The 21,181-nt window shown below is 59.5% G+C and carries 20 protein-coding genes; 12 read left to right on the top strand and 8 right to left on the bottom strand.

Annotation, left to right across the window (positions count from 1 at the left end; all coding sequences use genetic code 11):
* Positions 1–75 precede the first annotated feature (75 nt).
* The 4 genes from MUU54_RS21965 (at position 76) to MUU54_RS21950 (ending at position 3,035) form a co-directional block, all read left to right on the top strand.
* A complete protein-coding gene (locus tag MUU54_RS21965; protein ID WP_247246098.1) occupies positions 76–1,482 on the top strand; it encodes an NAD-dependent succinate-semialdehyde dehydrogenase in 1,407 nt (468 codons plus the stop codon).
* Positions 1,483–1,493: 11 nt separating this feature from the next.
* Positions 1,494–1,898, top strand: a complete 405-nt coding sequence (locus MUU54_RS21960) for a cupin domain-containing protein (RefSeq protein ID WP_247246097.1) — start codon at positions 1,494–1,496, stop codon at positions 1,896–1,898.
* A 55-nt stretch (positions 1,899–1,953) separates the two neighbouring features.
* A complete protein-coding gene (locus tag MUU54_RS21955; protein ID WP_247246096.1) occupies positions 1,954–2,256 on the top strand; it encodes an antibiotic biosynthesis monooxygenase family protein in 303 nt (100 codons plus the stop codon).
* Between the two features lie 545 nt (positions 2,257–2,801).
* Positions 2,802–3,035 (top strand): type II toxin-antitoxin system RelE/ParE family toxin, encoded by a 234-nt coding sequence (locus tag MUU54_RS21950; RefSeq protein WP_376742243.1) that lies wholly within the window; start codon positions 2,802–2,804, stop codon positions 3,033–3,035.
* A gap of 101 nt (positions 3,036–3,136) precedes the next feature.
* On the opposite strand, the gene MUU54_RS21945 is transcribed toward MUU54_RS21950, so the two are convergent.
* Complete coding sequence (locus MUU54_RS21945) at positions 3,137–3,823, bottom strand: TetR/AcrR family transcriptional regulator (protein ID WP_312038859.1); 687 nt, start codon at positions 3,821–3,823, stop codon at positions 3,137–3,139.
* Positions 3,824–4,169: 346 nt separating this feature from the next.
* Here MUU54_RS21945 and MUU54_RS21940 point away from each other — a divergent pair, with 346 nt between their 5' ends.
* The 7 genes from MUU54_RS21940 (at position 4,170) to MUU54_RS21910 (ending at position 10,907) form a co-directional block, all read left to right on the top strand.
* Positions 4,170–5,363 (top strand): ABC transporter ATP-binding protein, encoded by a 1,194-nt coding sequence (locus tag MUU54_RS21940; RefSeq protein WP_247246094.1) that lies wholly within the window; start codon positions 4,170–4,172, stop codon positions 5,361–5,363.
* Entirely contained in the window at positions 5,347–6,267 is a 921-nt protein-coding gene (locus tag MUU54_RS21935) for a carbohydrate ABC transporter permease (protein ID WP_247246093.1), read from the top strand. Before MUU54_RS21940 ends, MUU54_RS21935 begins: the two co-directional genes overlap by 17 nt.
* The gene (locus MUU54_RS21930; RefSeq protein WP_247246092.1) at positions 6,267–7,094 is read left to right on the top strand and encodes a carbohydrate ABC transporter permease; all 828 of its coding nucleotides are present in this window, start codon (positions 6,267–6,269) and stop codon (positions 7,092–7,094) included. The genes MUU54_RS21935 and MUU54_RS21930 overlap by 1 nt, the downstream gene beginning before the upstream one ends.
* Positions 7,095–7,162: 68 nt before the next feature.
* Complete coding sequence (locus MUU54_RS21925) at positions 7,163–8,434, top strand: ABC transporter substrate-binding protein (protein ID WP_247246091.1); 1,272 nt, start codon at positions 7,163–7,165, stop codon at positions 8,432–8,434.
* Positions 8,435–8,555: 121 nt separating this feature from the next.
* Positions 8,556–9,386: a metallophosphoesterase family protein gene (locus MUU54_RS21920; RefSeq protein WP_247246090.1), complete on the top strand. Its 831-nt coding sequence runs from the start codon at positions 8,556–8,558 to the stop codon at positions 9,384–9,386.
* Positions 9,387–9,504: 118 nt separating this feature from the next.
* Positions 9,505–10,380 (top strand): histidinol-phosphatase, encoded by an 876-nt coding sequence (locus MUU54_RS21915; protein ID WP_247246089.1) that lies wholly within the window; start codon positions 9,505–9,507, stop codon positions 10,378–10,380.
* The gene (locus MUU54_RS21910; protein WP_247246088.1) at positions 10,377–10,907 is read left to right on the top strand and encodes a GNAT family N-acetyltransferase; all 531 of its coding nucleotides are present in this window, start codon (positions 10,377–10,379) and stop codon (positions 10,905–10,907) included. Before MUU54_RS21915 ends, MUU54_RS21910 begins: the two co-directional genes overlap by 4 nt.
* Before the next feature lie 124 nt (positions 10,908–11,031).
* On the opposite strand, the gene MUU54_RS21905 is transcribed toward MUU54_RS21910, so the two are convergent.
* The 7 genes from MUU54_RS21905 to MUU54_RS21875 form a co-directional block, all read right to left on the bottom strand.
* Positions 11,032–12,297, bottom strand: coding sequence for a glycerate kinase type-2 family protein (locus MUU54_RS21905; RefSeq protein WP_247246087.1), 1,266 nt, complete (start codon positions 12,295–12,297; stop codon positions 11,032–11,034).
* A gap of 73 nt (positions 12,298–12,370) precedes the next feature.
* The gene (locus tag MUU54_RS21900; protein ID WP_247246086.1) at positions 12,371–13,636 is read right to left on the bottom strand and encodes an MGH1-like glycoside hydrolase domain-containing protein; all 1,266 of its coding nucleotides are present in this window, start codon (positions 13,634–13,636) and stop codon (positions 12,371–12,373) included.
* 19 nt (positions 13,637–13,655) lie between these two features.
* The gene (locus tag MUU54_RS21895; RefSeq protein ID WP_247246085.1) at positions 13,656–14,708 is read right to left on the bottom strand and encodes an ABC transporter ATP-binding protein; all 1,053 of its coding nucleotides are present in this window, start codon (positions 14,706–14,708) and stop codon (positions 13,656–13,658) included.
* Positions 14,709–14,719: 11 nt separating this feature from the next.
* Complete coding sequence (locus MUU54_RS21890; protein WP_247246084.1) at positions 14,720–15,550, bottom strand: carbohydrate ABC transporter permease; 831 nt, start codon at positions 15,548–15,550, stop codon at positions 14,720–14,722.
* Complete coding sequence (locus MUU54_RS21885; RefSeq protein WP_247246083.1) at positions 15,547–16,398, bottom strand: carbohydrate ABC transporter permease; 852 nt, start codon at positions 16,396–16,398, stop codon at positions 15,547–15,549. The genes MUU54_RS21890 and MUU54_RS21885 overlap by 4 nt, the downstream gene beginning before the upstream one ends.
* Positions 16,399–16,578: 180 nt before the next feature.
* Positions 16,579–17,856: an ABC transporter substrate-binding protein gene (locus MUU54_RS21880; RefSeq protein ID WP_247246082.1), complete on the bottom strand. Its 1,278-nt coding sequence runs from the start codon at positions 17,854–17,856 to the stop codon at positions 16,579–16,581.
* A gap of 49 nt (positions 17,857–17,905) precedes the next feature.
* Positions 17,906–18,916, bottom strand: a complete 1,011-nt coding sequence (locus MUU54_RS21875; protein ID WP_247246081.1) for a substrate-binding domain-containing protein — start codon at positions 18,914–18,916, stop codon at positions 17,906–17,908.
* A gap of 241 nt (positions 18,917–19,157) precedes the next feature.
* Here MUU54_RS21875 and MUU54_RS21870 point away from each other — a divergent pair, with 241 nt between their 5' ends.
* Complete coding sequence (locus MUU54_RS21870; protein WP_247246080.1) at positions 19,158–21,014, top strand: methyl-accepting chemotaxis protein; 1,857 nt, start codon at positions 19,158–19,160, stop codon at positions 21,012–21,014.
* The last annotated feature ends 167 nt before the right edge of the window (positions 21,015–21,181 follow it).

The raw sequence follows: 21,181 nt of genomic DNA, 5'->3' as shown, positions 1-21,181 counted from the left end.
ACCGGAAGCCAAACTTACCCAGGAAGCGGCTCAATGCTTCGGCACGCCCATCCGTCCCCCAACAGGAGCGAAACCATGAGCGTCATCACGTCTATCAATCCCGCTACTGGCGCTGCGATCCGCAGCTTCGATCTGCACGATGATGCAGCTATCGATGCCGCTCTGACGGCGGCCGTCAACGCGCAGAGGGATTGGAAGCGAGAGCCGGTCGCTGCGCGCGCCAAACTGCTAACGAGCGTGGCGTCGGTCCTTCGCGATGGTAAGGTCCGGTACGCGCAGATGATTGTTCGGGAGATGGGTAAGCCACTTCCCGAAGCGGAAGCCGAGATCGAAAAATGCGCCTATAACTGCGACTTCTATGCAGCACACGCTGCATCTTACCTTGCGGATGAACCTGTGCCGTCCAACGCGAGGGAAAGCGTGGTTGCTTTCGATCCGCTCGGCGTGGTGCTCGCCATTATGCCGTGGAACTATCCCTTCTGGCAGTACTTCCGCTTCGCCGCTCCAGCGCTTGCAGCGGGGAACGGCGCGGTTTTGAAACATGCAAATAACGTTCCGGAGTGCGCCCTGGCCGTTCAGGAGGTGATGGAGAAGGCGGGCATACCATCCGGTCTGACTGTGACGCTCCTCATTGATAGTTCCAAGGTAGGCGCGATCATAGCCGACGAAAGGATTGCTGCGGTCACACTCACTGGTTCGACTGAGGTTGGCGCAATTGTGGCGTCCCAAGCGGGCAAGGTACTTAAGAAGCAAGTACTCGAACTGGGGGGATCCGATCCGTTCATCGTTCTCGCAGATGCCGACCTCGAAGCAGCCGCCGAAACCGCTGTGAAGGCACGCTACATCAATGTCGGGCAATCCTGCGTCAACGCGAAGCGGTTCATCGTCGACGAAAGGATCGCAGATCGGTTTGTCGAGCTTTTCGTGGCGAGCGCAGCAGCGCTGAAGATTGGCGATCCCATGGAGCGCGACACGAATATCGGACCCATGGCCCGGAGAAACCTGAGGGATACCTTGCACGCGCAGGTCGAGCGGTCCATCGCAGAAGGCGCGGTGGTCCGGCTAGGAGGCGAGCCGCTTGATCGCGACGGATATTACTATCCGCCCACCGTGCTGGACAACGTCAAGCCAGGAATGGTCGCCTTCTGCGAGGAGACCTTTGGGCCGGTGGCCGCCATTGTAAGGGTCTCAGGCCCAGACGAGGCGATCGCCGTCGCGAATGACACAGAATTCGGCTTAGGCGCAGCACTTTGGACCTCAGACCTGGCGCTTGCAAGGAATCTGGCGAGAGAAATCGAGGCGGGTGCTGTATTCATCAATGGGATGACAGCATCAGACCCTCGATATCCCTTCGGAGGGATCAAGCGATCGGGCTACGGTCGCGAACTTGGCGTCTACGGCATTCGTGAATTTGTGAATATTAAGACCGTCTGGGTCGGCCCAGCACAAGCCGCCGCGCCGACGCCTGAGGCTCCCGAGTAAGGAAACCTGCGATGACTGAACCTGCCATTCTCCGTCCATCTGAACTCAAGACCAATGACCGTGGAGGCGGTGCTCGAACCACACCGCTTGTGACGCGTCGCTGCGGCTCTACAAGCATGATCAACGGCATTACGGCATTCGAGCCGGGAGCTGCCATTGGCCTCCACATGCACAACTGCGAAGAAAGCGTCATGGTGATCGAAGGTGAGGCGATTGCCGAGATCGATGGAGTTCCGCACCACCTGAGCGCCAACGATACGACCTGGATCCCAGCAAACGTACCACACCGCTTCATCAACGTTTCCGACAAACCGATGCGGATTTTCTGGACGTACGCGACCGTGGATGCAACGAGGACGATGTTGAGCACAGGCGAGACCCGGACCATCGACGCTGAACACGGTCACGCGAAGTGAAGGTTCTAACAAGGCCGAGCGTTCACACGAGCGGTCTTGCCTCGGGAGAAATTTAATGACTGAACAGAATATCATAGAAGTCGCGGAAATTGCCGTGACCGACGCCGCTGGATTCGAAGCTGCGGTGGCTAAAGCACGTCCATACTTCTTGGCGGCTGAAGGGTGCTACTCCTTGACACTGCACCGGGTTATCGAGACGCCAGACGTGTATCGGCTTCTCGTCACCTGGCGAACTGTGGAAGATCACATGGTTAGGTTCAGGCAGTCTGAGGCTTTCCAGCGGTGGCGCGAGCTGGCGTCGCCCTTCTTCGCTAAGCCTCCGCTCGTCACGCATTCCTCTCAAATAGATCTTGAGTGATCGCTAGAATATGGGCGCCAATGAACCAATTCTTAGGAACGAACTGCTAGCCGACAGTGGCGCGGGTGGCGACCCCTGATGACAGGAAACTGATAGATGGATGACTGCCGCACCCTCTCTTTGAGCATTGCCGTCGGCTGCCGCTGATGGTCGTCCAGCTTGAACAGCCGCATATGCTTGATTGCGTGGCGGTAGTTATGTGACGCCGAAGCTGATGGAACTGTAGCGTAGGGGAGTGCGGGTAATGTTTCTGCGCTAGACAATCAAGCTTAGGTGGTGGCCAGAGCGAGACGTTAACTGGCGTCGATGCGCACAAGGGCGCATGTCTCATCCCTGACGGTGCCATCAGCAAACCATCTGCTAACCGCCTCAATTAGGACAATCTGGATGCTAACTCCAAAAAAAGCTAAAGATTCCGTCATTTAACATAAGAATCACAGGGCCATTGGTTCACATCCCGTCAAGAGCTTAAAGCGCTTCGAGCGGATAATGCTTAGAAAGCCTTCTCTGGAATTCGTCATTCAATTGCATTACTATCTCACAAAATGTGGGAGATAGCCGTGGCTGCAAACGCACTTGTTCAAACAATAGTAGCCGCCGCCCGTCGCTTGCTCGATTTTCCTGCCAGCGGGCGCGTGGGTAGGATTGCCGGGACACACGAACTCGTCATCAATGGCACGGCTTACGTCGCCGCTTACGCCATTACCGAGACGAAAGTTCGAATTCTTCGCGTACTGAATGGCGCGCAGGAATGGCCAGAATATCTGCCGCTAAGCTAATGGACCCCGCTCGCGACGGGGTCGCCGGTTCGTATCCTATCAAGGTGAAACTACTAGCCGAACTCTTGGAGCACATCTCACCACAAATGGCGCCACGGGACCTAAAGCGGTGCCACGATAGCCAGTACGGTCTCGATATTGAAGGCCAAGCGTTGCTCCAACGCCGCCCGGGTGGTCATGCGTTGTCCATAGATGATGGAACTTGTCGCCTGGTTGGTAAAATAGTAATAGCAGATGGACGTAATCGTCAGGCCTAGTTGGACCGGATCGATCCCGGTGCGAAACGTGCCCTCGGCCTCTCCACGCCGGAGGATTTCATCGACGAGTGGCCGTGAATTGGCCGCGCCCTCCCGCAGCAGGCGGGACTTGCGGAAATAGACGGCCTTGAGCTGGTTTTCTGAATTCAGGATCGTGATGAATTCCGGGTGCTGCAGATAATAGGTCCAGACGAAGGTCACCAGCGCGACCAGCGCTTCACGCGGAGGAAGCTGGTCGAGGTTGAGGTTCGCTTCGGCATCCCAGACATCTTGATAGACCTTCTCCAGCACGGCCTGATACAGCAATTCCTTGCTGCCGAAATACTGGTAGATCATCCGCTTGTTGATCTCGGCCCGCTCGGCGATGGCTTCGACGCGCGTCCCTGCAAGGCCATTTGCCGCGAATTCCACGACAGCCGCTTCGAGAATCCGAGTTTGCGAAAGATCAGGCCGGCGTGGATGCCGCCTGCGAGGCAGCTTTTGTGCTTCCGCACTCTTCTCTTGCGTCAATGCGCTTCTCGCTTCGGTCACTGCGCGTGCGTCAGAATGGGGTCATGCCGCACCTCATTCCGGGTTCATCACTGCCGGCATCCAATAGTGCGTATTTCCGGCCAGCGTCAATGGGTTAAGGATTAGGATAAGTAACCAATACGTTATTTGTAGCAACTATCATACTAAAAAATATCGATAAATTCATACGGTCATCTTGTAGTTGTCATCTGACTGTCAAGAAAGGGCCTTAGAGGAGGCCGTGTTGGCGGCGGGTGTCGGTCATGGCGTTGCGCCTCTCGCGGCGGCTCGCCGGACATTCGTCGGTGCAGACCGAACAGGCCGGCAGCGCAGGAGCGCGGTCCTGGCGAACAAAGCAGAAGCGGACATGGCAGATCATTCAATCGATATCATAGATCTGGAGAAGCGGTTCGATCGCACACAGGTTCTAAAGCGCATCAATCTTCACATCCGTGACGGAGAATTTCTGACATTGCTCGGGCCCTCCGGCTGCGGAAAGTCGACGCTGCTGCGTCTCCTGGCAGGCTTCGAGCCCTGCACGAGCGGATGCATCCTGATCGGTGATCGCGACGTGTCGCCGCTGCCGCCGAAAGCCCGCAACATCGCCATGGTGTTCCAGTCCTACGCGCTTTATCCGCATATGAGCGTGCGCGCCAACATGACCGTGCCGCTGGAAATGTCGCGCCTGTCCTTCCGGCAGCGGCTGCCGGGTGCTGCCCTCCTGTCGGCCAAGGTGCGCGCTATCCGCAAGGAGATCACGGCAGAGGTTGAATCTGTCGCAAAGCCGCTCGGCCTCGAAGCGCTTCTCGATCGCAAGCCGGCGCAGCTGTCCGGCGGTCAGCGCCAGCGCGTAGCCGTCGGCCGGGCCATGGTCCGCCATCCTGCCGTTTTCCTGATGGACGAGCCGCTTTCCAACCTCGATGCTAAGCTGCGCCAGCAGTTGCGCGAGGAGATCGTCGATCTGCATCGCCGCACCGGCATCACCTTCATCTATGTCACGCATGACCAGACCGAGGCGATGGCGATGTCGGACCGTATCGCCGTCATGGAAGGCGGGGAAATCCGGCAATGTGCGGCACCGCAGGAGATTTATGACCGGCCGGATTACCTGTCGGTGGCAAGGTTCGTCGGGGCGACCGCCATCAACGAAATGCCGGCATTGGTTCGGCGAGGTTCGGTGTCGCTTAATCGACAAGTGCTGGAAATGACCTTGCCGGGTCTTGCCGATGGCGAATACCAGCTCGCTGTCCGGCCGGAGCGGCTTCATCCCGCCGAAGGCGGGAATGCTGACTTTTCGCTACCGGTCGAGCAGGTCGAATTCACCGGCAACGAGGTCGGTATCCGTTGCAACGGCGCGGAGATCGGGTCAGGGGCGATCCGGGTCCAGCTCCGGCCGGAAAGTTTTCGGCAATTGCGGCAGGGCCGGCATGCGGGGGAAAGGATCGCCCTGCGCATCGCTGAGGATGCGGCTCTAATTTTCGATGCTTCCGGCAGACGGGTGTCGGTACTGCCGACACAGCCTGCCCAGCTGCAGGAGGATCGTCTTGAACTCGCGGTCTGATCTCGAGATTCCGGGCCAAGTGACCCCCAAGGGCGGCTTGAGCCATGCGGCGATCGCCCAGGCGTTTTCGGCGCCGGCTTTCATTCTTCTAATCGCCACCGTGGTTGCACCTGTTTTCGTCGTGCTTTTGATCAGCCTGACCGATTACCGTCTCGGACGTCTGACGCTGAACTTCATCGGGCTTGGCAATTATGCGCGCATGCTCGCCGATCCGTTCTTCTGGGGTGCCCTGCGAAACAGCGCGATCTATACGGCGGTGGTTGTCCCGGTCTCGGTCTTCGGTGCGCTCTGCCTTGCCGTGCTGCTCGACAGCCGGCGTCGGTCGCGGCGTTTCTACGAGATCGTCTACTTCCTGCCAGTCACTTCGACGTTGACGGCGATGTCGATCGTCTGGAGCTATCTGCTCAACGGTCACATCGGGCCATTGGCGAGCCTGTTTTCGACACTCGGCCTGCCGCCGCTCGATTTTTTCGCAGACGGAACGCTCGCCCTGATCGGACTTGCGATCATCGGCATCTGGCATCTCATCGGTTTCAACCTGATCCTTTTCCTTGCCGGCCTCACCGTCATTTCCGGCGAGTTGAAGGAGGCATCCGCTCTGGACGGCATGGACGGGTTCTGGGATCGGCTGCGCTATCTCACTTGGCCGCTACTGGCACCGACCACGATCGTCGTTTTCGTCCTGAGCTGCATCCAGGCCTTCCAGGTGTTCGATACAGTCGCCGTGCTCACCAATGGCGGCCCCTATGGCGCCACCGAAATGCTGCTTCACAAGATCAATACGGACACGTTTACAGGGCTGAAGGCCGGTTACGGCAGCGCCCTTACGGTCGTTTACCTGATCCTGATCGGGGCTTTTTCCCTTGTACAGGTGGCTGTTGGCAACCGAAAGGCGCATTTCTGATGGCCCGCTTCTCGCTTCGTCCGATCGTGGCGCATGCCGTGCTGTTGAGCGGCGCCTTCCTGATGATCTATCCATTCTTCTGGATGTGGCGGGCCTCGACCCAAGCCCCTGGTGAGATTTTCGGCACCCTGCAGGATGCGCCGCCGATGCTTGCCTCGATCGCCGACAACTATGCGCGCGCCCTGTTCGACAGCCCCCTGCCGAACTTCATGCTGAACGGCGTGATCATGACCGGCGGCATATTGCTGTCCCAGATCCTGACGACGGTGACCTGCGCCTATGCGCTGGCCAAGTTCGATTTTCGCGGACGTCGCCTGATTTTCGCGATCGTGCTGGTCAGCTTGTCGGTTCCGGCACAGGCGACCGCGCTGCCGATCTTTATCGTGCTGGCCAAATTCGGCATGCTCGACACCTATACAGGGGTGATGGTGCCCTACCTGACTTCAGGTTTTGCGATCTTCCTGTTCCACCAGTTCATCCGCTCCTTCCCGGACGAAATCCTGTTGGCGGCGCGGCTGGACGGCATGAGCGAAGTCGAGATCGTCATCCGGATCATCCTGCCGGCCATGATGCCTGCCATTGCCGCTTTCTCGATCTTCTCGATCACCTTCCATTGGAACGATCTTTATTGGCCGATGATCGTGATCAGATCCATCGATCTGGCGCCGCCGACCCTTGGTCTCCTGTTTTTCCGGGGCCAGGAAGGTGGCGACAGTTTCGGGCCCTTGATGGCCTGCGCAACCCTGGTCACCGCACCACTGATCCTGCTCTTCCTCGCTGCCCAACGCAGGTTCGTGCAGGGCGTGACGATGACCGGCGTTAAGTAACCCGTCTCTGCCGGCGGCCACCGGCAGAGACGACAGTCAGAACTACTCCACGTCTCAAAGGAAACACCATGAAAATGAAAGCCATTCTCACGGCAGCGGCCCTGACATTGGTCGGTACTGCACCGGTTTTTGCCGCCGATTCAGTCGCGCTGGACTTCTATCACAGACAGTTGCCGTTCATGCAGTCCATTCTTGACGGCTTCAAGAAGACGCATTCGGAAATCACCATCAACGATCTGGCGCCGGCCGCAAACTACAGCGCCGGCGACCAGACCGTCATTCGCGGCATGATGACCGGTTCGGCCCCGGATGTGTATCTGGCTTCCTATTCCTCGCTGCCGACAATTGCCAGGGTGATGAAGGATCGCGGCGAAGCACAGTCGCTCGACGCGATGATCGCCAAGGAAGGCAAGGATTGGCAGTCGGCGAACTATGCCCCGGCCATTCTCGATCTCGCCAAGGTCGCAGGCGAGCAATATGCCATGCCGTTTACCGCCTCGCTGCCGCTTCTCTACGTCAACAAGGAACTTGTCGAGAAGGCCGGCGGCAATGTCGACCAGTTCCCGACCACCTGGGATGGCGTCATCGAACTGGCAGCGAAGATCAACAAGCTCGGTGATGGCGTTCAGGGCATCGGTTTCTCCGTCGGCGGTTTAAGTGATGACTGGTACTGGCAGATGATGGTCATGGGGGCGGGCGAGCAAATGCTGAACGCCAAGAACGACGGCATCGGCTACGACAACAAGGCTGGACTTGAGGCTCTTCGTATCACGCAGGATCTCGCGCTGAAGACCGGCATGTCCGTCTATGCCGATCCGAAGCCGGCGCAGCAGCAGTTTTTTGCCGGCAAGATCGGCATGGTCGTGGAATCGCCTTCCGATCTCGTCGCTTACGAGACCGCGATCGGCGATCGTTTCACCATGCGCACAGTTCGCTTCCCGCTGATCGATGCGCAAAAGGGCGGCCTGCCGGCCGGTGGCAACGCGCTGATGGTTCTGGCCAAGGATCCTGCCAAACGTGCTGCCGCGTGGGAATTCATCAAGTACATGACCAGCGCCGAAGTTCAGGCTGAAATCTCCAAGGCGAGCGGCTACATGCCGGTCAACGTCCAGAGCGCCAAGGCGCTGGAAGGTTTCTATGCCGCGCATCCGAACTTTCAGACGGTCTTCAAGTCGATGAATGCCGCCATGCCCTGGTTCGCCTACCCGAACAACACAGCAGACGACGTCTGGAAGGGTGTGGCCCCAGTTCTCGACCAGTTGCAGCGCGGCAAGACAACGCCGGAAGCTGCCCTACCGAAGATCCGTGAGCATGTCGCCGGCGTGATGGCTGCGCAGTAGGAGCGTTCTCAAGTCTGAACGCCTCTGAATAGACCGGTGGGCCATGCCCACCGGTCGATAAAACTGTCTATGCCGCGTTCCAGCGCAGGCCGTTGCCTCCCTGCTTCTGAAAGATGTCCACTTGAAAATCGCAGTTCTCTCCGATCCTCACATTGGATCGAGCAATCCCGTTTTCGTGCCCAACTGGGAAAAAGTCGTTGCACATGTGAATGCCCGCAACGATATCGATCTTGCCATCATTCTCGGCGATCTGACTTTATTGGGTTCGGAACAGCCGGAAGATCTGCGGTTCGGCCGGGCGGCGCTCGATGCCTTGAACCCGTCCTGGCTCGTTCTACCCGGCAATCACGATGTCGGCGATATTTCACGCCTCAGCCACCAACCGGCCAACGGCGAACGGCTGTCTCTCTGGGCAGAACATTACGGACCTTCGTACTGGTACTCCGATCTATTGCCCGGGTGGCGCCTGATTGGGCTGAACAGCCAGATCATCGGCACGGGCCTGACTGAGGAAGAAGCCCAGTGGCAGGCGCTGGAAGATGCGCTCGCGACACGCGGTTCACGCGAGCCGGTGATCTTTATACATATGCCGCTTTTCCTGAATGACTGGAAGGAAGCGGATCGCCCGGCCTGGGCGCTGATGAGCGAAGGCCGAACCAGGCTGCGCCGATTGATCAACGATCACGATGTTTGCGCCGTCGTCACCGGGCACATGCATCGAACGATCCAGTTCGACATCCCTGAGACTCGGATGATCTGGTGTGCGGCTTCGAGCTTCCTCACCTATGACCAATCCATGCCCGAACAACCGGGCGCAGCCATGCTGGGGCTGACTATCCTGACCATCGCAGATGGAGCCATCAATGCCGAATTTGTTGAGATCGACGATCTGATGGTCAGCCGGATCGAGGATTATAACGGCACGATCTACCGTTCGCCGCCGAAGGATTGAACAGAAAAACACCGACCGTTAGCGCGTCGAGGAGGACACATCAACGCAGGCCCGCCGGCTGTCGTCGTTGATGACGATCACCTCCGCTGAGCGCCTCCGGCATACAAGAAAGAAGATCATGGTCTGGTTCAGCTATCATGGCGGCCATAGCGGCGAGTTCTGCGCGCATGCCAAGTCGACACTCGAAGAGGTCGTTGACACCGCCATCGCAAGAGGTTTTACACATTACGGTCTCAGCGAACATTGCCCGCGCTACCGCCCGCAGGACCTTTACCCCGGCGAGGAACACCTTGGCATCGATGGTCTTGCGGCGGCCTTCGATGCCTATGTGAAGCGTGCCTTCGATCTGCGCGATGCTCGCACCGGCGATATCGAGCTGCTCGTCGGCTTTGAAACGGAAACGCTTCCGCCGCAAGGTTGGTTGGAAGCCATGACCGGGCTGCGTGACGCCTATCCGTTCGATTACATCGTCGGCAGCGTGCACGACATCTGTGGGCGTTGGTTGGACTATTCGCCGGAAGACAAGGATGCGCTTGCAGCCGATCTCGGCGGACCTGAAGCGCTGCAGATCGCCTATTTCGATGCCGTCACCACAATGGTCGAAACACTTCGGCCCGATATCGTCGCGCATCTGGATTTGGTGCGCAAATACGAGCCGGCCGGTTTCTGGTTCTCTGCGCGGGTGATGCGCACGATCGACAACACGCTCGAGGCGATCCGCGCCTCCGGTGGCATTCTCGATGTCAACTGCGCGCCATTCCGAAACGGCTTCGGTCCGGTCTATCCACTGCCGCAGGTGCTGGAACGGGCGCGCGCGATGGACATCCGAGTGACGCTCGGCGACGACAGTCACGGCGTGCAGACAGTGGGCGTCGGCCTCGACCAGTCGCTGGCGGCCATTGTAGCGGCCGGTTATGAAAGCGTTTCGTATCTGACCCGTGCCGATGGATGGCGTCAGGCGCCGCTCGAAACGCTGGTGCCACGCCGAACATGATCATAAATGCGAACGAGCGACACGTGCGTGCCATTCGACACTCGCTTATGGTAGAGCCTGCGGGCGTGGACGACATCCCTTCGATCATGGCGATCGAGCGGATGCCGGGTTATTCAGAGTTGGTCGGCTGTTACGAGGCCGGCGAGCATCTGCGGCGGATGGCGGCGCCGACCTGTACCTATCTTCTTGGTCGCGACGCTGGCGAAGTCGTCGGGTTTGCCGTTGTTCGCCGCGACGATGACGGCATGGGAACGGCGCAGCTGCACCGGATAGCGGTGTCTTCTCCAGGAAACGGCTATGGATTGGCGTTCATGCAAGAAATCTGCCGCTGGGTTTTCGAGGAGCACGACATCGATCGGCTATGGCTTGACGTGCTTGCGTCCAACCAACGCGCAGTCTGTCTTTATGCGGCCTTGGGGTTCGTAAAGGAGGGGGTTATGCGCGAATCCCTGCGCCTTGGCGAAGGACGTCACGATCTCGTCTTGATGTCGTTGCTGCGTAGAGACTGGACGCAGCAGTCAAATTGAACCGTGAGGCTTGTTGAACTCAGACATCAACAAGATCAGTCGCTTACTATGTTCGGACTGCGGGTCGCGGGTTCAGATCGCTTCAAGGCGATTGCTACCGCTGTTGTGCATGTCCCACTGATCGTCATCTTATGAAAATTGCCCTCAAGTCATTCACATTCGTCAGGGTCGGACCTGTTCGGATCAGGTCGTCGAGGTGTTCGAAGAAGGTGTAGCTGTCATGTCCCCCAAGTAGCCCTTTCGCGTCGAGACCGGCCTCTCGTGATCGGGCTAGCGTGTCGGGGGCGATGATGGCGCCGGCGGCGTCTTCGGTGCCATCGATACCGTCCGTGTCGCCCGCCAAAGCCCAGATGCCGTCCTGCCCATCCAGGCCAACCGCGAGACTGAGGAGAAATTCGGTATTGCGACCACCACGGCCATAGGGTCCGTTGATCGAGACCGTGGTTTCCCCACCCGATAGGATCACTGCCGGACCGCTAATCGGTACCCCTCTTATGCGGGCCGATCGGGCAATGCCGCTCATGACGGCGCCCATCTCGCGTGCTTCTCCTTCCAATGCGTCACCAAGGATCAACGGGCGCAAGCCCGCCGATTCCGCCACCTTGGCCGCCGCAGCAAGCGCCAACGATGGGGCGGCGATGATCCGAACATCGCTGACGATGTCCGCGCATCTCGGTGTCGAACAGCCGTTATCGAGCACGGCGTGGGCACGCTCCGGCAGACGGATCCCGCGCCGGCGGATGATGGCTTGGACCGTTTCGACAGTCGTGTCGTCGCGCACTGTGGGGCCCGAAGCGATGTCGGACGGATCGTCGCCCGGGACGTCCGAGATCACGAGGGAGACAACGCGGGCAGGGCGTGCAGCCAGTGCAAGCCGGCCACCCTTGATCCGCGACAGGTGCTTGCGGATGGCGTTCATTTCCCGGATGTTCGCGCCGCTTTCAAGCAGCAGCCTGTTGACCTCCTGCTTGTCGGCAAGTGTCATGTCGCCTGCGGGAGCCACCATGAGGGCCGAACCGCCACCCGAGATCAGCGCCACAACCAGATCCGTCTCATTCAGTCCCTGAACTGCCTCCAGGACCGCACGACCGGCTTCAAGGCTCTGCTCATCCGGCACCGGGTGGGATGCCTCGATGATCCGGATGCGGCCGGCCGGAACATGGTGGCCGTAACGGGTAACGACCACTCCGGACAGCTCAACATCGGGCCAGGCGGCGTCCAGGGCCGCGGCCATGGCGGCAGAAGCCTTGCCGGCGCCCACCACGACGCATCTGCCAGTTGGCTTGGGTGGCAGATTGTGCAGCACGGCCGCCGATGGAGCGGCGCTCTCGATCGCAGTATGGAACATTTGGCGCAACAAGCGCCGGACGCTTTCATCGTTCCACGTCATGGCCTCCTTCCCCCCTTAAAGCAGGACATGCCCATCCTGCGACTACTTCTTCCCGGCGCCAGCGCGGCAGCCTTCATCGCGCCATCCAAAGATAAGCCGCTGCTGTCCAGGAAAAGCCCAGTCCGCCGCAGCCTTCGCCGGTGGTGGGATCGAAATATTCTGCGAAACCCTCCGACTCGATCGCCCCGATTGTTGAGGCGCGTAGAGACTGTGCCATGTCCGGCTGGCCGTTGCGAATGAGGCCGTCAATCAGGAGCCAGTTAATCACAGCCCAGGCAGGCCCGCGCCAATAGCGCTTGGGCTCCCAAACGCTTATCGAGGGTTTGGTCGTCGGGAACGGCACCTTCATGCCCTCGGACCAAAGCTTCATTTCAGCCGCGGCTGCTGTGGACATATTGGGATCGAGGTCGAGGCCAAGGAGGGGGAGGAAGCCGGCTTGTGTCGGCGCGTCTATGTCCTGACCCGAGATGAGATCCCGCGAGACGAAGCGGGAGAGGGAAGACCGCCACTGGCCTAGCAGTGCATTGCGGGTCCGGGCGTTGTAACCCGCCAGCTCTTCCGCTTCGGACTCAAGTTCGAGTGTTCGAGCAAGATACTCCAGGTCTTCACCAGTTTTGAGAAGGATCGCCGTTGTCTGCACTTCGGCGACCTTGAAAGGTGCCTTTTCCCATTGCTTCACCGGATCCCACCCGCACGACGCATAAGCATCAACCAGGTGAATGAAGCGACGGTAGTCTTCGTCACGTGGACGCATCGATGCATCCACGTGGCCGGTGTCCTTACGAACAACCGGAGTATCCGTGGTGGTCGGGACCTGAGCGAGCGCAAGGTCCCAAGCGGGCGAATTATCGCTGCCGCTTTCCCAAGGGTGCAGGAGAGCTACGAGACCGGTTCCCTCCGGGTCACGGGCCGTGTACCACCAGCGGTGCCACTTCAGTGCAGCCCGCAGAAGCGCGAGGGTTCGTGCCGTAGCACCGTCTGTTCCGGCCTTTTCCGCAGCCTCGTGGACCGCGCGCAAAGCCATGCCGAAAACCGGGGGCTGGGTGATGCCTGATGTCGGAATCGTGTGGCTGGTGCGCCAAACGTCGGGACCGGGAAAATAGGTATCGCTTGGCTGGTGGAAGATGATATGTGGGATCATGCCATCGGCCCACTGGCCCTCAATCAGGCGCTCCAGCTCGCGATAGGCGCGGTCGACGTCATAGGTGGAGAAACCCATGGCGACAAAGGCTGAATCCCAGTTCCATTGGAATGGATAGAGCCGGTCGGTGGGGACGGTATAACCACCGCGGTCATTGGCCGCGAGGATACGGTACGCCTCATCGAGATGCTTGGTCATTGTCGGGACTCCAGAGATCTTATGCCGCTACCGGGTAGGAAACGCCGCTCTCGGGCGACAGCCAGGTCAGGCGGGAGGCATCGAGTTTCAGCCCTACGATTTCGCCGTTCTTCACGGCTTCGGTGGCGGGAAGGATGACGCGGGCAGGCTGCCCGAGAATGCTGCCGGTCAGAAGCAGGTGGGGACCCATCGGCTCGGCAACGCGCACTTGTATGTCCAGCCCCTGTCCGGTCGAAGTCCGTTCGACAGTCTCTCCGCGAAGGCCCAGAACGATCTCGCTGCCCTTGGCGGGAACTGCAAACGTTTGAGCGCCAACCGCTACTTGGCCATTGTTGACCGGCATTGTGATGAAGTTCATCGGCGGGTTGCCGATGAAACTGCCGACAAAGCGTGTGGCGGGGTGGTTGTAGACTTCTACGGGCGTTCCGACCTGCTCGATGCGACCGTCATGGACGACCGCTATGCGATCCGACAGTCCCATGGCCTCCGTTTGGTCGTGGGTGACGTAGATGGTGGTGGTGCCAGCTTCCTGCAGAACGGTCTTCAATTCCGTACGCATCTCGAGCCGCAAAAGTGCGTCAAGGTTCGAGAGCGGCTCGTCCATAAGGAGGACCCCGGGCTCTACGGCAAGCGCGCGAGCAACTGCTACGCGCTGACGCTGCCCGCCTGACAGCTTGTTGGGGTAGCGGTCCAGATAGGGCTCTATGTGCAGCAAGCCGGCAGCCTTCTCGACCTGCTTCTTGACGCGTGCCTCATCAGCCTTCTGCATCCTGAGACCGAAGGCAACGTTCTCAAAGACGGTCATATGCGGAAACACAGCATAATTCTGAAAAACCATGGCGAGCCCGCGATCCTTCGGAGGAAGCCCGATGACGGATCGTTCGCCGATGCGGATGTCGCCCGATGTCGCGGTTTCCAGCCCGGCGATGATCCGCAGCAGCGTGGTCTTGCCGCATCCAGACGGTCCCAGCAGCGAGACGAACTCACCGTCATTGATCGTCAGCGAGACCCCCTTAAGGGCTTGGAAGGCGCCGAAGCTCTTTTTGATGTTGTCGATGACAATATTAGCCATGAGTTGATCCGTTACTTTGAAGAGACGCCCCAGATCGCAAAAAGGTAGCGCCTGACTGCGAAGATGAAGACGACTGAAGGAAGGATGAGCAGGAGGCCGCCAGCGAACCGGTAGTGCATTGGACTTTCGGACAGAACCGTCAGCAGGTAGGCGGTGAGAGTGCGCTCACGCACCGTCAGCACCGAAGCGGCGAAGACCTCGTTCCACGAGATGACGAAGGCAAAGACGGCGGTTGCCACGAGACCCGGCAGAGCGAGCGGCGCGACGATCTTGAAGAAGGCCTGGATGCGGGTGCAACCGAATACCCAGGCGGCCTCTTCCAGTTCGCGCGGAACACCGAGGAAGATGCCCTGCGTCACAAGTGCCGCAAACGGGAGGGCCAGCACGGTATGGATCAGGCCAACGCCCAAAACCGTGTCGTACAGGCCAAACCGGATGTAGGAGATGGTCAGCGGCAGGGCAAGGATCGCAAGGGGGAAGGCGCGGGTGAGAAGCACCAGGAGGCGATAGCTGTCCTTGCCGCGGAAATTGTAGCGAGCTAACGCATAGCCTGCTGGCGCTCCAAGTGCGAGCGACAGGGCCACTGTAATGCCGGCGGCGCCAAGTGAGTTGAGGAAGGACTGCAGCACGCCTTCCGTCTTGAGGAATAAGATGAACGGCTGCAGTGAGACATTCGTTGGAAGGAACGTCTTCGGCCACTGATAGGCGCCGGTACGACCACCGAGTGCGCCGAGCGTGACTAAATAGATCGGTACGAGAACCCAGGCGCAGAGCGCGACGATGCCACTCCAGAAGAGGAACCGGCGCGCCGAGATGAACCCTGTTTTGCTGACTGTGCTCATGGCAGGCGCTCCGGATCGACCTTGATAGCCTTGAGGTAGACGAGGGTGGCGGCAAGCGAGATCACCATGATCAGCACCGCGTAGGCTGCTGCCACGCCGTAGTTCTGGTTCTGGTTCTGCCAGTTGTAGGCCTCCCCGACGAGGACGGGAAAATTGCGCCCGCCGAGGGTATAGACGACCGCGAATACCTCGAAAGCCAGGACGGTGCGCAGGATAAGAGCGGACTGGAGTGCAGGTCGGATTAGCGGCAGGGTGATGCGGGTGAACCGCGTCCATTGGCTGGCGCCGAAAATCTCAGCGGCTTCCTTGAATTCCTTGGGCACCTGGTTCAAGCCGGCGACAATGATGATCATGACGATGGCTGTACCCCGCCAGATTTCCGCGATGGCGATACCGATGAACAGGGCGACCGGCGTCTGGTAGGTGAGCCATGCCGTCTGCCGCTCAATAATGCCCATGCCAAATAGGATCGAGTTGAGGTAGCCGGTGTTCTGCAGGATCGACAGCCAGACCATCCCAGCAGCGAGGTCGGAGATCCCGAGCGGAATGGTCCAGATCCACAATATGGTCTCGCGGCCGCCGCCCATCTTCGACACCATCGAGCCCATTGTGAGCGCCATAATGATCTGGATCGGCACAACGGCTAGCGTCAGCAAGAAAGTATTAATGAGCGAGCGGCCGAAGTTCAGATCACCCGCCATGGTCCTCATGTTTGCCAGCGACGGTACGCCGTTCTCCGAGATCGCCAGCCAGATCGTCTGCACCAGCGGCACGACGAATAGGAGGCAAAGGAAGACGACCGAAGGGAGGATCAGCGCGTAGGGGATCCAGGGTCTGTTTTGGGTCACAACTTACCCTCTGTGTTTGCCGTTTTCGGTGGATGCTTGCAACCTCAATTGCGCCCTGCGTCCGAGGCACCCGCAAGAGGTAGCGCTGGCTGTACGCTGCGAACATCGCTGAAACTGTACAGGTGGATCCCCCTCATGCGGTGATGGGAGGAGGATCCTGAGGTTGGAAGTTGAGGATGGTTACTCGACCGGGCAGGCGCCCTCGCTCTTGGCGTCGGGGGCCCAGCAACGCGCCTTCGTGTCGGACATCAACTTGGACATGGTCTCACCCTGAGCCTTCAGAACGTCGGCCACCGGCTCGTTCTGCAGCACGATGCGCTGGAATGCATCCATGTAGACCTTGTTGAACTCGCCGCCCTTGTCGCCGAGCCCGACGGGAAGAAGCGAAATGACCGCGTCAGACGCGCTCTGAGTGGCGGTAACGGCGCCGGCAAGCAAGGCCACACCTGGATCGAGGTCTTCGGGCAGTTGTACGTCTAGAGTGGGGAAGAAGCCGACAAGCGATGCCGTCTGCAGTTGCACCTCTTGTGTCGCGAGATGTTCGATAGTGGCCCTCGCACCCTCCTTGTCCGGGGCGCCCTTGGGGATTGCAAGCCCCGCCACAACAGGCATGTAACCCCGTCCTTTCGGCCCAGCCGGAGCGGGGAAGACGACGTAGTTTTCAGGTGAACCGGAAATCGCGTTCTTCAGGCGCGCGACGTGATCCCAGGCAACCATGACTTCACCCGAGGCTAGCGGCTCCTGCATGAAGTCGTAATTGGTCGAGTTGGGGCTGACGACAGTCCAAAGCTCTTTCAGCTTTTCCCAACCTGCGACGGCATCGGAATTCTTGAATGTACGAACGACGCCGCCTGTGAAGGATGGATAGAAGTAGCCTTGGAAGTAGCGCGGCATCAGACCCTTGGGCCCCGCCGGGAAGCCGATCTGAGGGGCGCCCGTCTCTTCCTGCATCTTCTTGCCCCACTGGATCAGCTGATCGTAGTTGAGCTTGTTGATGTCAGCGCCTTCCGGCAAATATTGCAGGGCATCTTTGCTGGCCGCCATAACGTAGGTTGCCTGCATCCACGGAATATACTGCTGCTCCGCCTTGCCTAGCTTGCCAAGATCGATAAGCGACTGCGGCATCCCAGCGTCAGCCATCTTCTTGGCAAGGTCATCCAATGGTTCAAGCGACTGCTTGTCGGCGAGCGGCGACAACTCTCCGTGGAGCGCCCCAACTAGGCTGATCGTGTGTTTGCCGGCTTGACGCTCGGCTTCCATGCGCACGGCAAACTGCGGGGGCTCCTCAACGACGTAATCAACCGGACGTTCGAGGCCGCTCAGAAGCTCCTCACGGACCGCGGTTGCTTCCTCGATCGGACGCAGCTGCGTGGAAAGGAAAACGGTTTCGGCCTGCGCGGGCATGGAAACGCTCATAGCGGTAGACGCCAACATCGCGATGGACAACATTCTCTTCATTGCTTTTCCTCCTGGTGTCATGGTTCTGATGGTATCGGATGATGCTCGATCAGGCCGCCAGCGGCGGCTGGCGATGACTGACACGATCGACGAACTCAACTGGATGCAGTTCCTGCAGGACCTCGGCAGGTTCACCGGCGATGGCGCGGAGCAGCAAAGAAGCAAACCGGCGCCCGAGATCCTGCCCAATCATCCGCATCGTCGACAGCGGCGGGCTGGTGAAGGCGCCCATGGGCAGGTTATCATGACCGACGACGCTAATCGACTGACCACCCTCCACTTCGCGCAGGGCTCTCAGTGCCCCGATTGCCATCTCGTCAGTGGAGCAAACAATTGCGGTAGGTCGATCCGCGCGCTGCAATAGAGACAGCGCTGCTTCATATCCACCCTGTTCGGTGGGTGCCTGTTCGGCATAAAGATCAGTTTGAAGGTTGCATTCGCGCATTCTGGCTTCCCAACCCTGGCGGCGGACATGCGCGAAATAATAGTCCTGCGGACCGGCTATATGGCCTATCCGACGATGACCAGCCTCGTGAAACCGGAGGGTTGCGCGATTGAAGCCGGAGAAGCCGTCGCCATCAATATAGGCATGCGGAGCCGGTGATTCTGTTCGGCCGTTGGTCACGAAAGGAAATCCGCGAGACTGCAGATACTCCACGCGTTCGTCCCGGCGCTTGGTGCGCACTAACAGCATTGCGTCGACCCTTCGGCCGTCCACAAAGCGGCGGCACATATCGAGCTCGCTCTCACCATGAGGTACAGGAGCAATGACGAGGTTGAGACCCGCGCCAGCCAAATGTTCAGCGCAGCCAGATAGCATGTCGAGGAAATGGGGTGGGGCAATGTGTCCAGGTTCACTCGGAAGAGTGACGGCAACAAGTTCGGCGCGCTGCTTCCGCAAACGACGGGCGGAAGCATTGGGTCGATAACCGATTGCATCCGCAGCCTCGCGAACCCGTAACCGGGTTGCTGCCGATACATCATTGTAGCCGTCTAGGGCTCTCGACACCGTGGTAATCGACAGCCCCAGCGACTGAGCCAGTTGCTTTAGGTTACTCATGCCTCCTCCATATGGAGAACCTCATCCAAAACGTTTTGAGAGTCAACCAAAACGTTTTGAGCTGCTCAGATCCACCTGCCGCGGCTAATCGTTTCTCAATTAGCGTCCGCTATAGGACGGGAGACGGCGCGGGAGGCGGTGCTCCGCGATGGGTGCGGATCTTGCTGTCATGATCCCTTCGATAGCCGATCCACCGCGGCATCATTCCAGCGGTGCCAAGGCATTTACTTCAGGAAGTGCAATGCAATTTCTAGATCACGCGAAGATCCGCACGAAGATCGTTGCGGTGATCGCGCTCATGGGCGCGCTCGCCATCGCCGGCCTCGTTTTCGTCAGCATGCAGTTCAAGAACGCCGACGCCAAGTACTCATACTTCATTTCGCACGAGAGCACGGCGGCGACCTTGAACGCCCGTGCGACAGGTGGACTTCTGCAGATGGGCCTGCAGCTCGGTCTCATGCTGGTCAACGACCCATCGTCGATAGAATTTGCTGCGGCCGTGAAGAAGTACGAGGGCGACCTGAAATTGATGAAGGAACGCGTCGCGATGACTGCGGAACTTGTTCCGTCCCGCGCTGCTGCAGTCGAGGCTGTTAACAAGGCTGTAGATGACTTTGATCAGTTGGGGCGGAAGGTCATTGCACTCTCTCGGGAAGGAAAAGGCCCGGAAGCACAAGCGGCCATGCGCGAAGCCGGCGCCGAAGTCATGAAGGTCTTGCCGCTTTTTGCCGGCGGCAACGATGAATTGATGAAGTCCGTGGATGTAGGCACTGCGGAGCTACAGGAAGCTACGGACAGGACAATTCTCACAGGCCTCGCAACGCTCGGGCTCTCGATAATCGCGCTGATCGTCCTGGGTCTCTACGTCGCGTCGCGCGGCATCACCGGCCCGATCGCGCGCCTTAGCGATCGGATGACCAGTCTGGCAGACGGTGAAACGGATGACGAGATAATCGGCGTCCACCGACGCGATGAAATCGGCGCGATGGCGAAGGCCGTGCAGGTATTCAAGGACAACGCGCTGAAGACTCAAGCCCTCGAGCTCGAAGCGGAAGTACAGCGCAACCTTTCCGAAGACCAGCGCCGCCGCAATGCCGAACAGGAGCGGGTTCGCGCCGAAGCCATGGCGGAAGCCACGAGCGCCTTGGCAACAGGCCTTAAGCACCTGTCGGTCGGCGACCTCACTTTCACACTGGAGCGGCCCTTCGCCGCCGACTTCGAAAGCTTGCGCGCCGACTTCAACGCGGCGGTGGAGCAGCTGCGCGGCACGCTCGGCTCGGTTGCCCAGGCCACGAACTCGATCGATTCGGGCTCGCGCGAAATCAGCCAAAGCGCCGATGATCTGTCCAAGCGCACCGAACAGCAGGCGGCATCGCTCGAAGAAACCGCGGCAGCACTCGACCAGATCACCACAAACGTTGCCAACTCCACTAAGCGTGCGGAAGAAGCCCGTACCGTGGCGATTCAAGCGAACGACAGTGCCCGTAAGTCGGGTGCGGTGGTTGCCAATGCCGTGGATGCCATGGGCCGCATTGAGCAGTCGTCGGGCCAGATCTCGTCGATCATTGGCGTGATTGACGACATCGCCTTCCAAACCAACCTTCTGGCGCTCAACGCCGGCGTGGAAGCGGCGCGTGCCGGTGAAGCGGGCAAGGGCTTTGCCGTGGTCGCCCAGGAAGTGCGTGAGTTGGCCCAACGCTCGGCCACTGCCGCCAAGGAGATCAAGGACCTGATCGGCAAGTCTTCCGTGGAAGTGGAAACCGGGGTGAAGCTGGTGAGCGCCACCGGCGACGCGTTGAAGACGATCGAGCGCTACATCGTCACCATCAACGAGCACATGGATTCCATCGCCACCTCGGCACGTGAACAGTCGGTGGGGCTGCAGGAAGTCAACACGGCGGTCAACCAGATGGACCAGGTGACCCAGCAGAATGCCGCCATGGTGGAGGAAGCCAACGCCGCCGGTGCGACGCTTGCCACGGAAGCCGTACGCCTGCGCGAGATCGTCGGACAGTTCCAGCTGGGTGGGGCTTCGGCTTACACGCCAAGCGTCCAAACGGCGGCGCTTCGCCAGTCCGCTTCGGTTAGAGACCGGTAATTTCTCTGGGGTCGGACACGGGTTGTTAGGTCAGTGCGGCCCATCAGTATCGCTTTGTTCGGAGAGGCAGCGATGGCGGTGGAATGGACGATCACGATCGAGGGGAAGAACGAGTTTGGCGACATTTGTCGGAAGGCCGTTCGTATCGACAAGAGTTGGGAACGTCT

Origin of the sequence: Pseudorhizobium tarimense, from assembly GCF_022968135.1 — a bacterium.
GTDB classification, from domain to species: Bacteria; Pseudomonadota; Alphaproteobacteria; order Rhizobiales; family Rhizobiaceae; genus Neorhizobium; species Neorhizobium tarimense.
The sequence above is the reverse complement of the archived record's forward strand: the minus strand, read 5'-3'. Positions and strand labels throughout refer to the sequence as shown.

What these genes read in the sequence shown, in the direction of transcription:
- MUU54_RS21965 (WP_247246098.1), top strand. Translation starts at nt 76, where the DNA reads ATGAGCGTCATCACGTCTATCAATCCCGCTACTGGCGCTGCGATCCGC.
- MUU54_RS21960 (WP_247246097.1), top strand. Translation starts at nt 1,494, where the DNA reads ATGACTGAACCTGCCATTCTCCGTCCATCTGAACTCAAGACCAATGAC.
- MUU54_RS21955 (WP_247246096.1), top strand. Translation starts at nt 1,954, where the DNA reads ATGACTGAACAGAATATCATAGAAGTCGCGGAAATTGCCGTGACCGAC.
- MUU54_RS21950 (WP_376742243.1), top strand. Translation starts at nt 2,802, where the DNA reads ATGTGGGAGATAGCCGTGGCTGCAAACGCACTTGTTCAAACAATAGTA.
- MUU54_RS21940 (WP_247246094.1), top strand. Translation starts at nt 4,170, where the DNA reads ATGGCAGATCATTCAATCGATATCATAGATCTGGAGAAGCGGTTCGAT.
- MUU54_RS21930 (WP_247246092.1), top strand. Translation starts at nt 6,267, where the DNA reads ATGGCCCGCTTCTCGCTTCGTCCGATCGTGGCGCATGCCGTGCTGTTG.
- MUU54_RS21925 (WP_247246091.1), top strand. Translation starts at nt 7,163, where the DNA reads ATGAAAATGAAAGCCATTCTCACGGCAGCGGCCCTGACATTGGTCGGT.
- MUU54_RS21915 (WP_247246089.1), top strand. Translation starts at nt 9,505, where the DNA reads ATGGTCTGGTTCAGCTATCATGGCGGCCATAGCGGCGAGTTCTGCGCG.
- MUU54_RS21910 (WP_247246088.1), top strand. Translation starts at nt 10,377, where the DNA reads ATGATCATAAATGCGAACGAGCGACACGTGCGTGCCATTCGACACTCG.
- MUU54_RS21905 (WP_247246087.1), bottom strand. Translation starts at nt 12,297, where the DNA reads ATGACGTGGAACGATGAAAGCGTCCGGCGCTTGTTGCGCCAAATGTTC.
- MUU54_RS21900 (WP_247246086.1), bottom strand. Translation starts at nt 13,636, where the DNA reads ATGACCAAGCATCTCGATGAGGCGTACCGTATCCTCGCGGCCAATGAC.
- MUU54_RS21895 (WP_247246085.1), bottom strand. Translation starts at nt 14,708, where the DNA reads ATGGCTAATATTGTCATCGACAACATCAAAAAGAGCTTCGGCGCCTTC.
- MUU54_RS21890 (WP_247246084.1), bottom strand. Translation starts at nt 15,550, where the DNA reads ATGAGCACAGTCAGCAAAACAGGGTTCATCTCGGCGCGCCGGTTCCTC.
- MUU54_RS21880 (WP_247246082.1), bottom strand. Translation starts at nt 17,856, where the DNA reads ATGAAGAGAATGTTGTCCATCGCGATGTTGGCGTCTACCGCTATGAGC.
- MUU54_RS21875 (WP_247246081.1), bottom strand. Translation starts at nt 18,916, where the DNA reads ATGAGTAACCTAAAGCAACTGGCTCAGTCGCTGGGGCTGTCGATTACC.
- MUU54_RS21870 (WP_247246080.1), top strand. Translation starts at nt 19,158, where the DNA reads ATGCAATTTCTAGATCACGCGAAGATCCGCACGAAGATCGTTGCGGTG.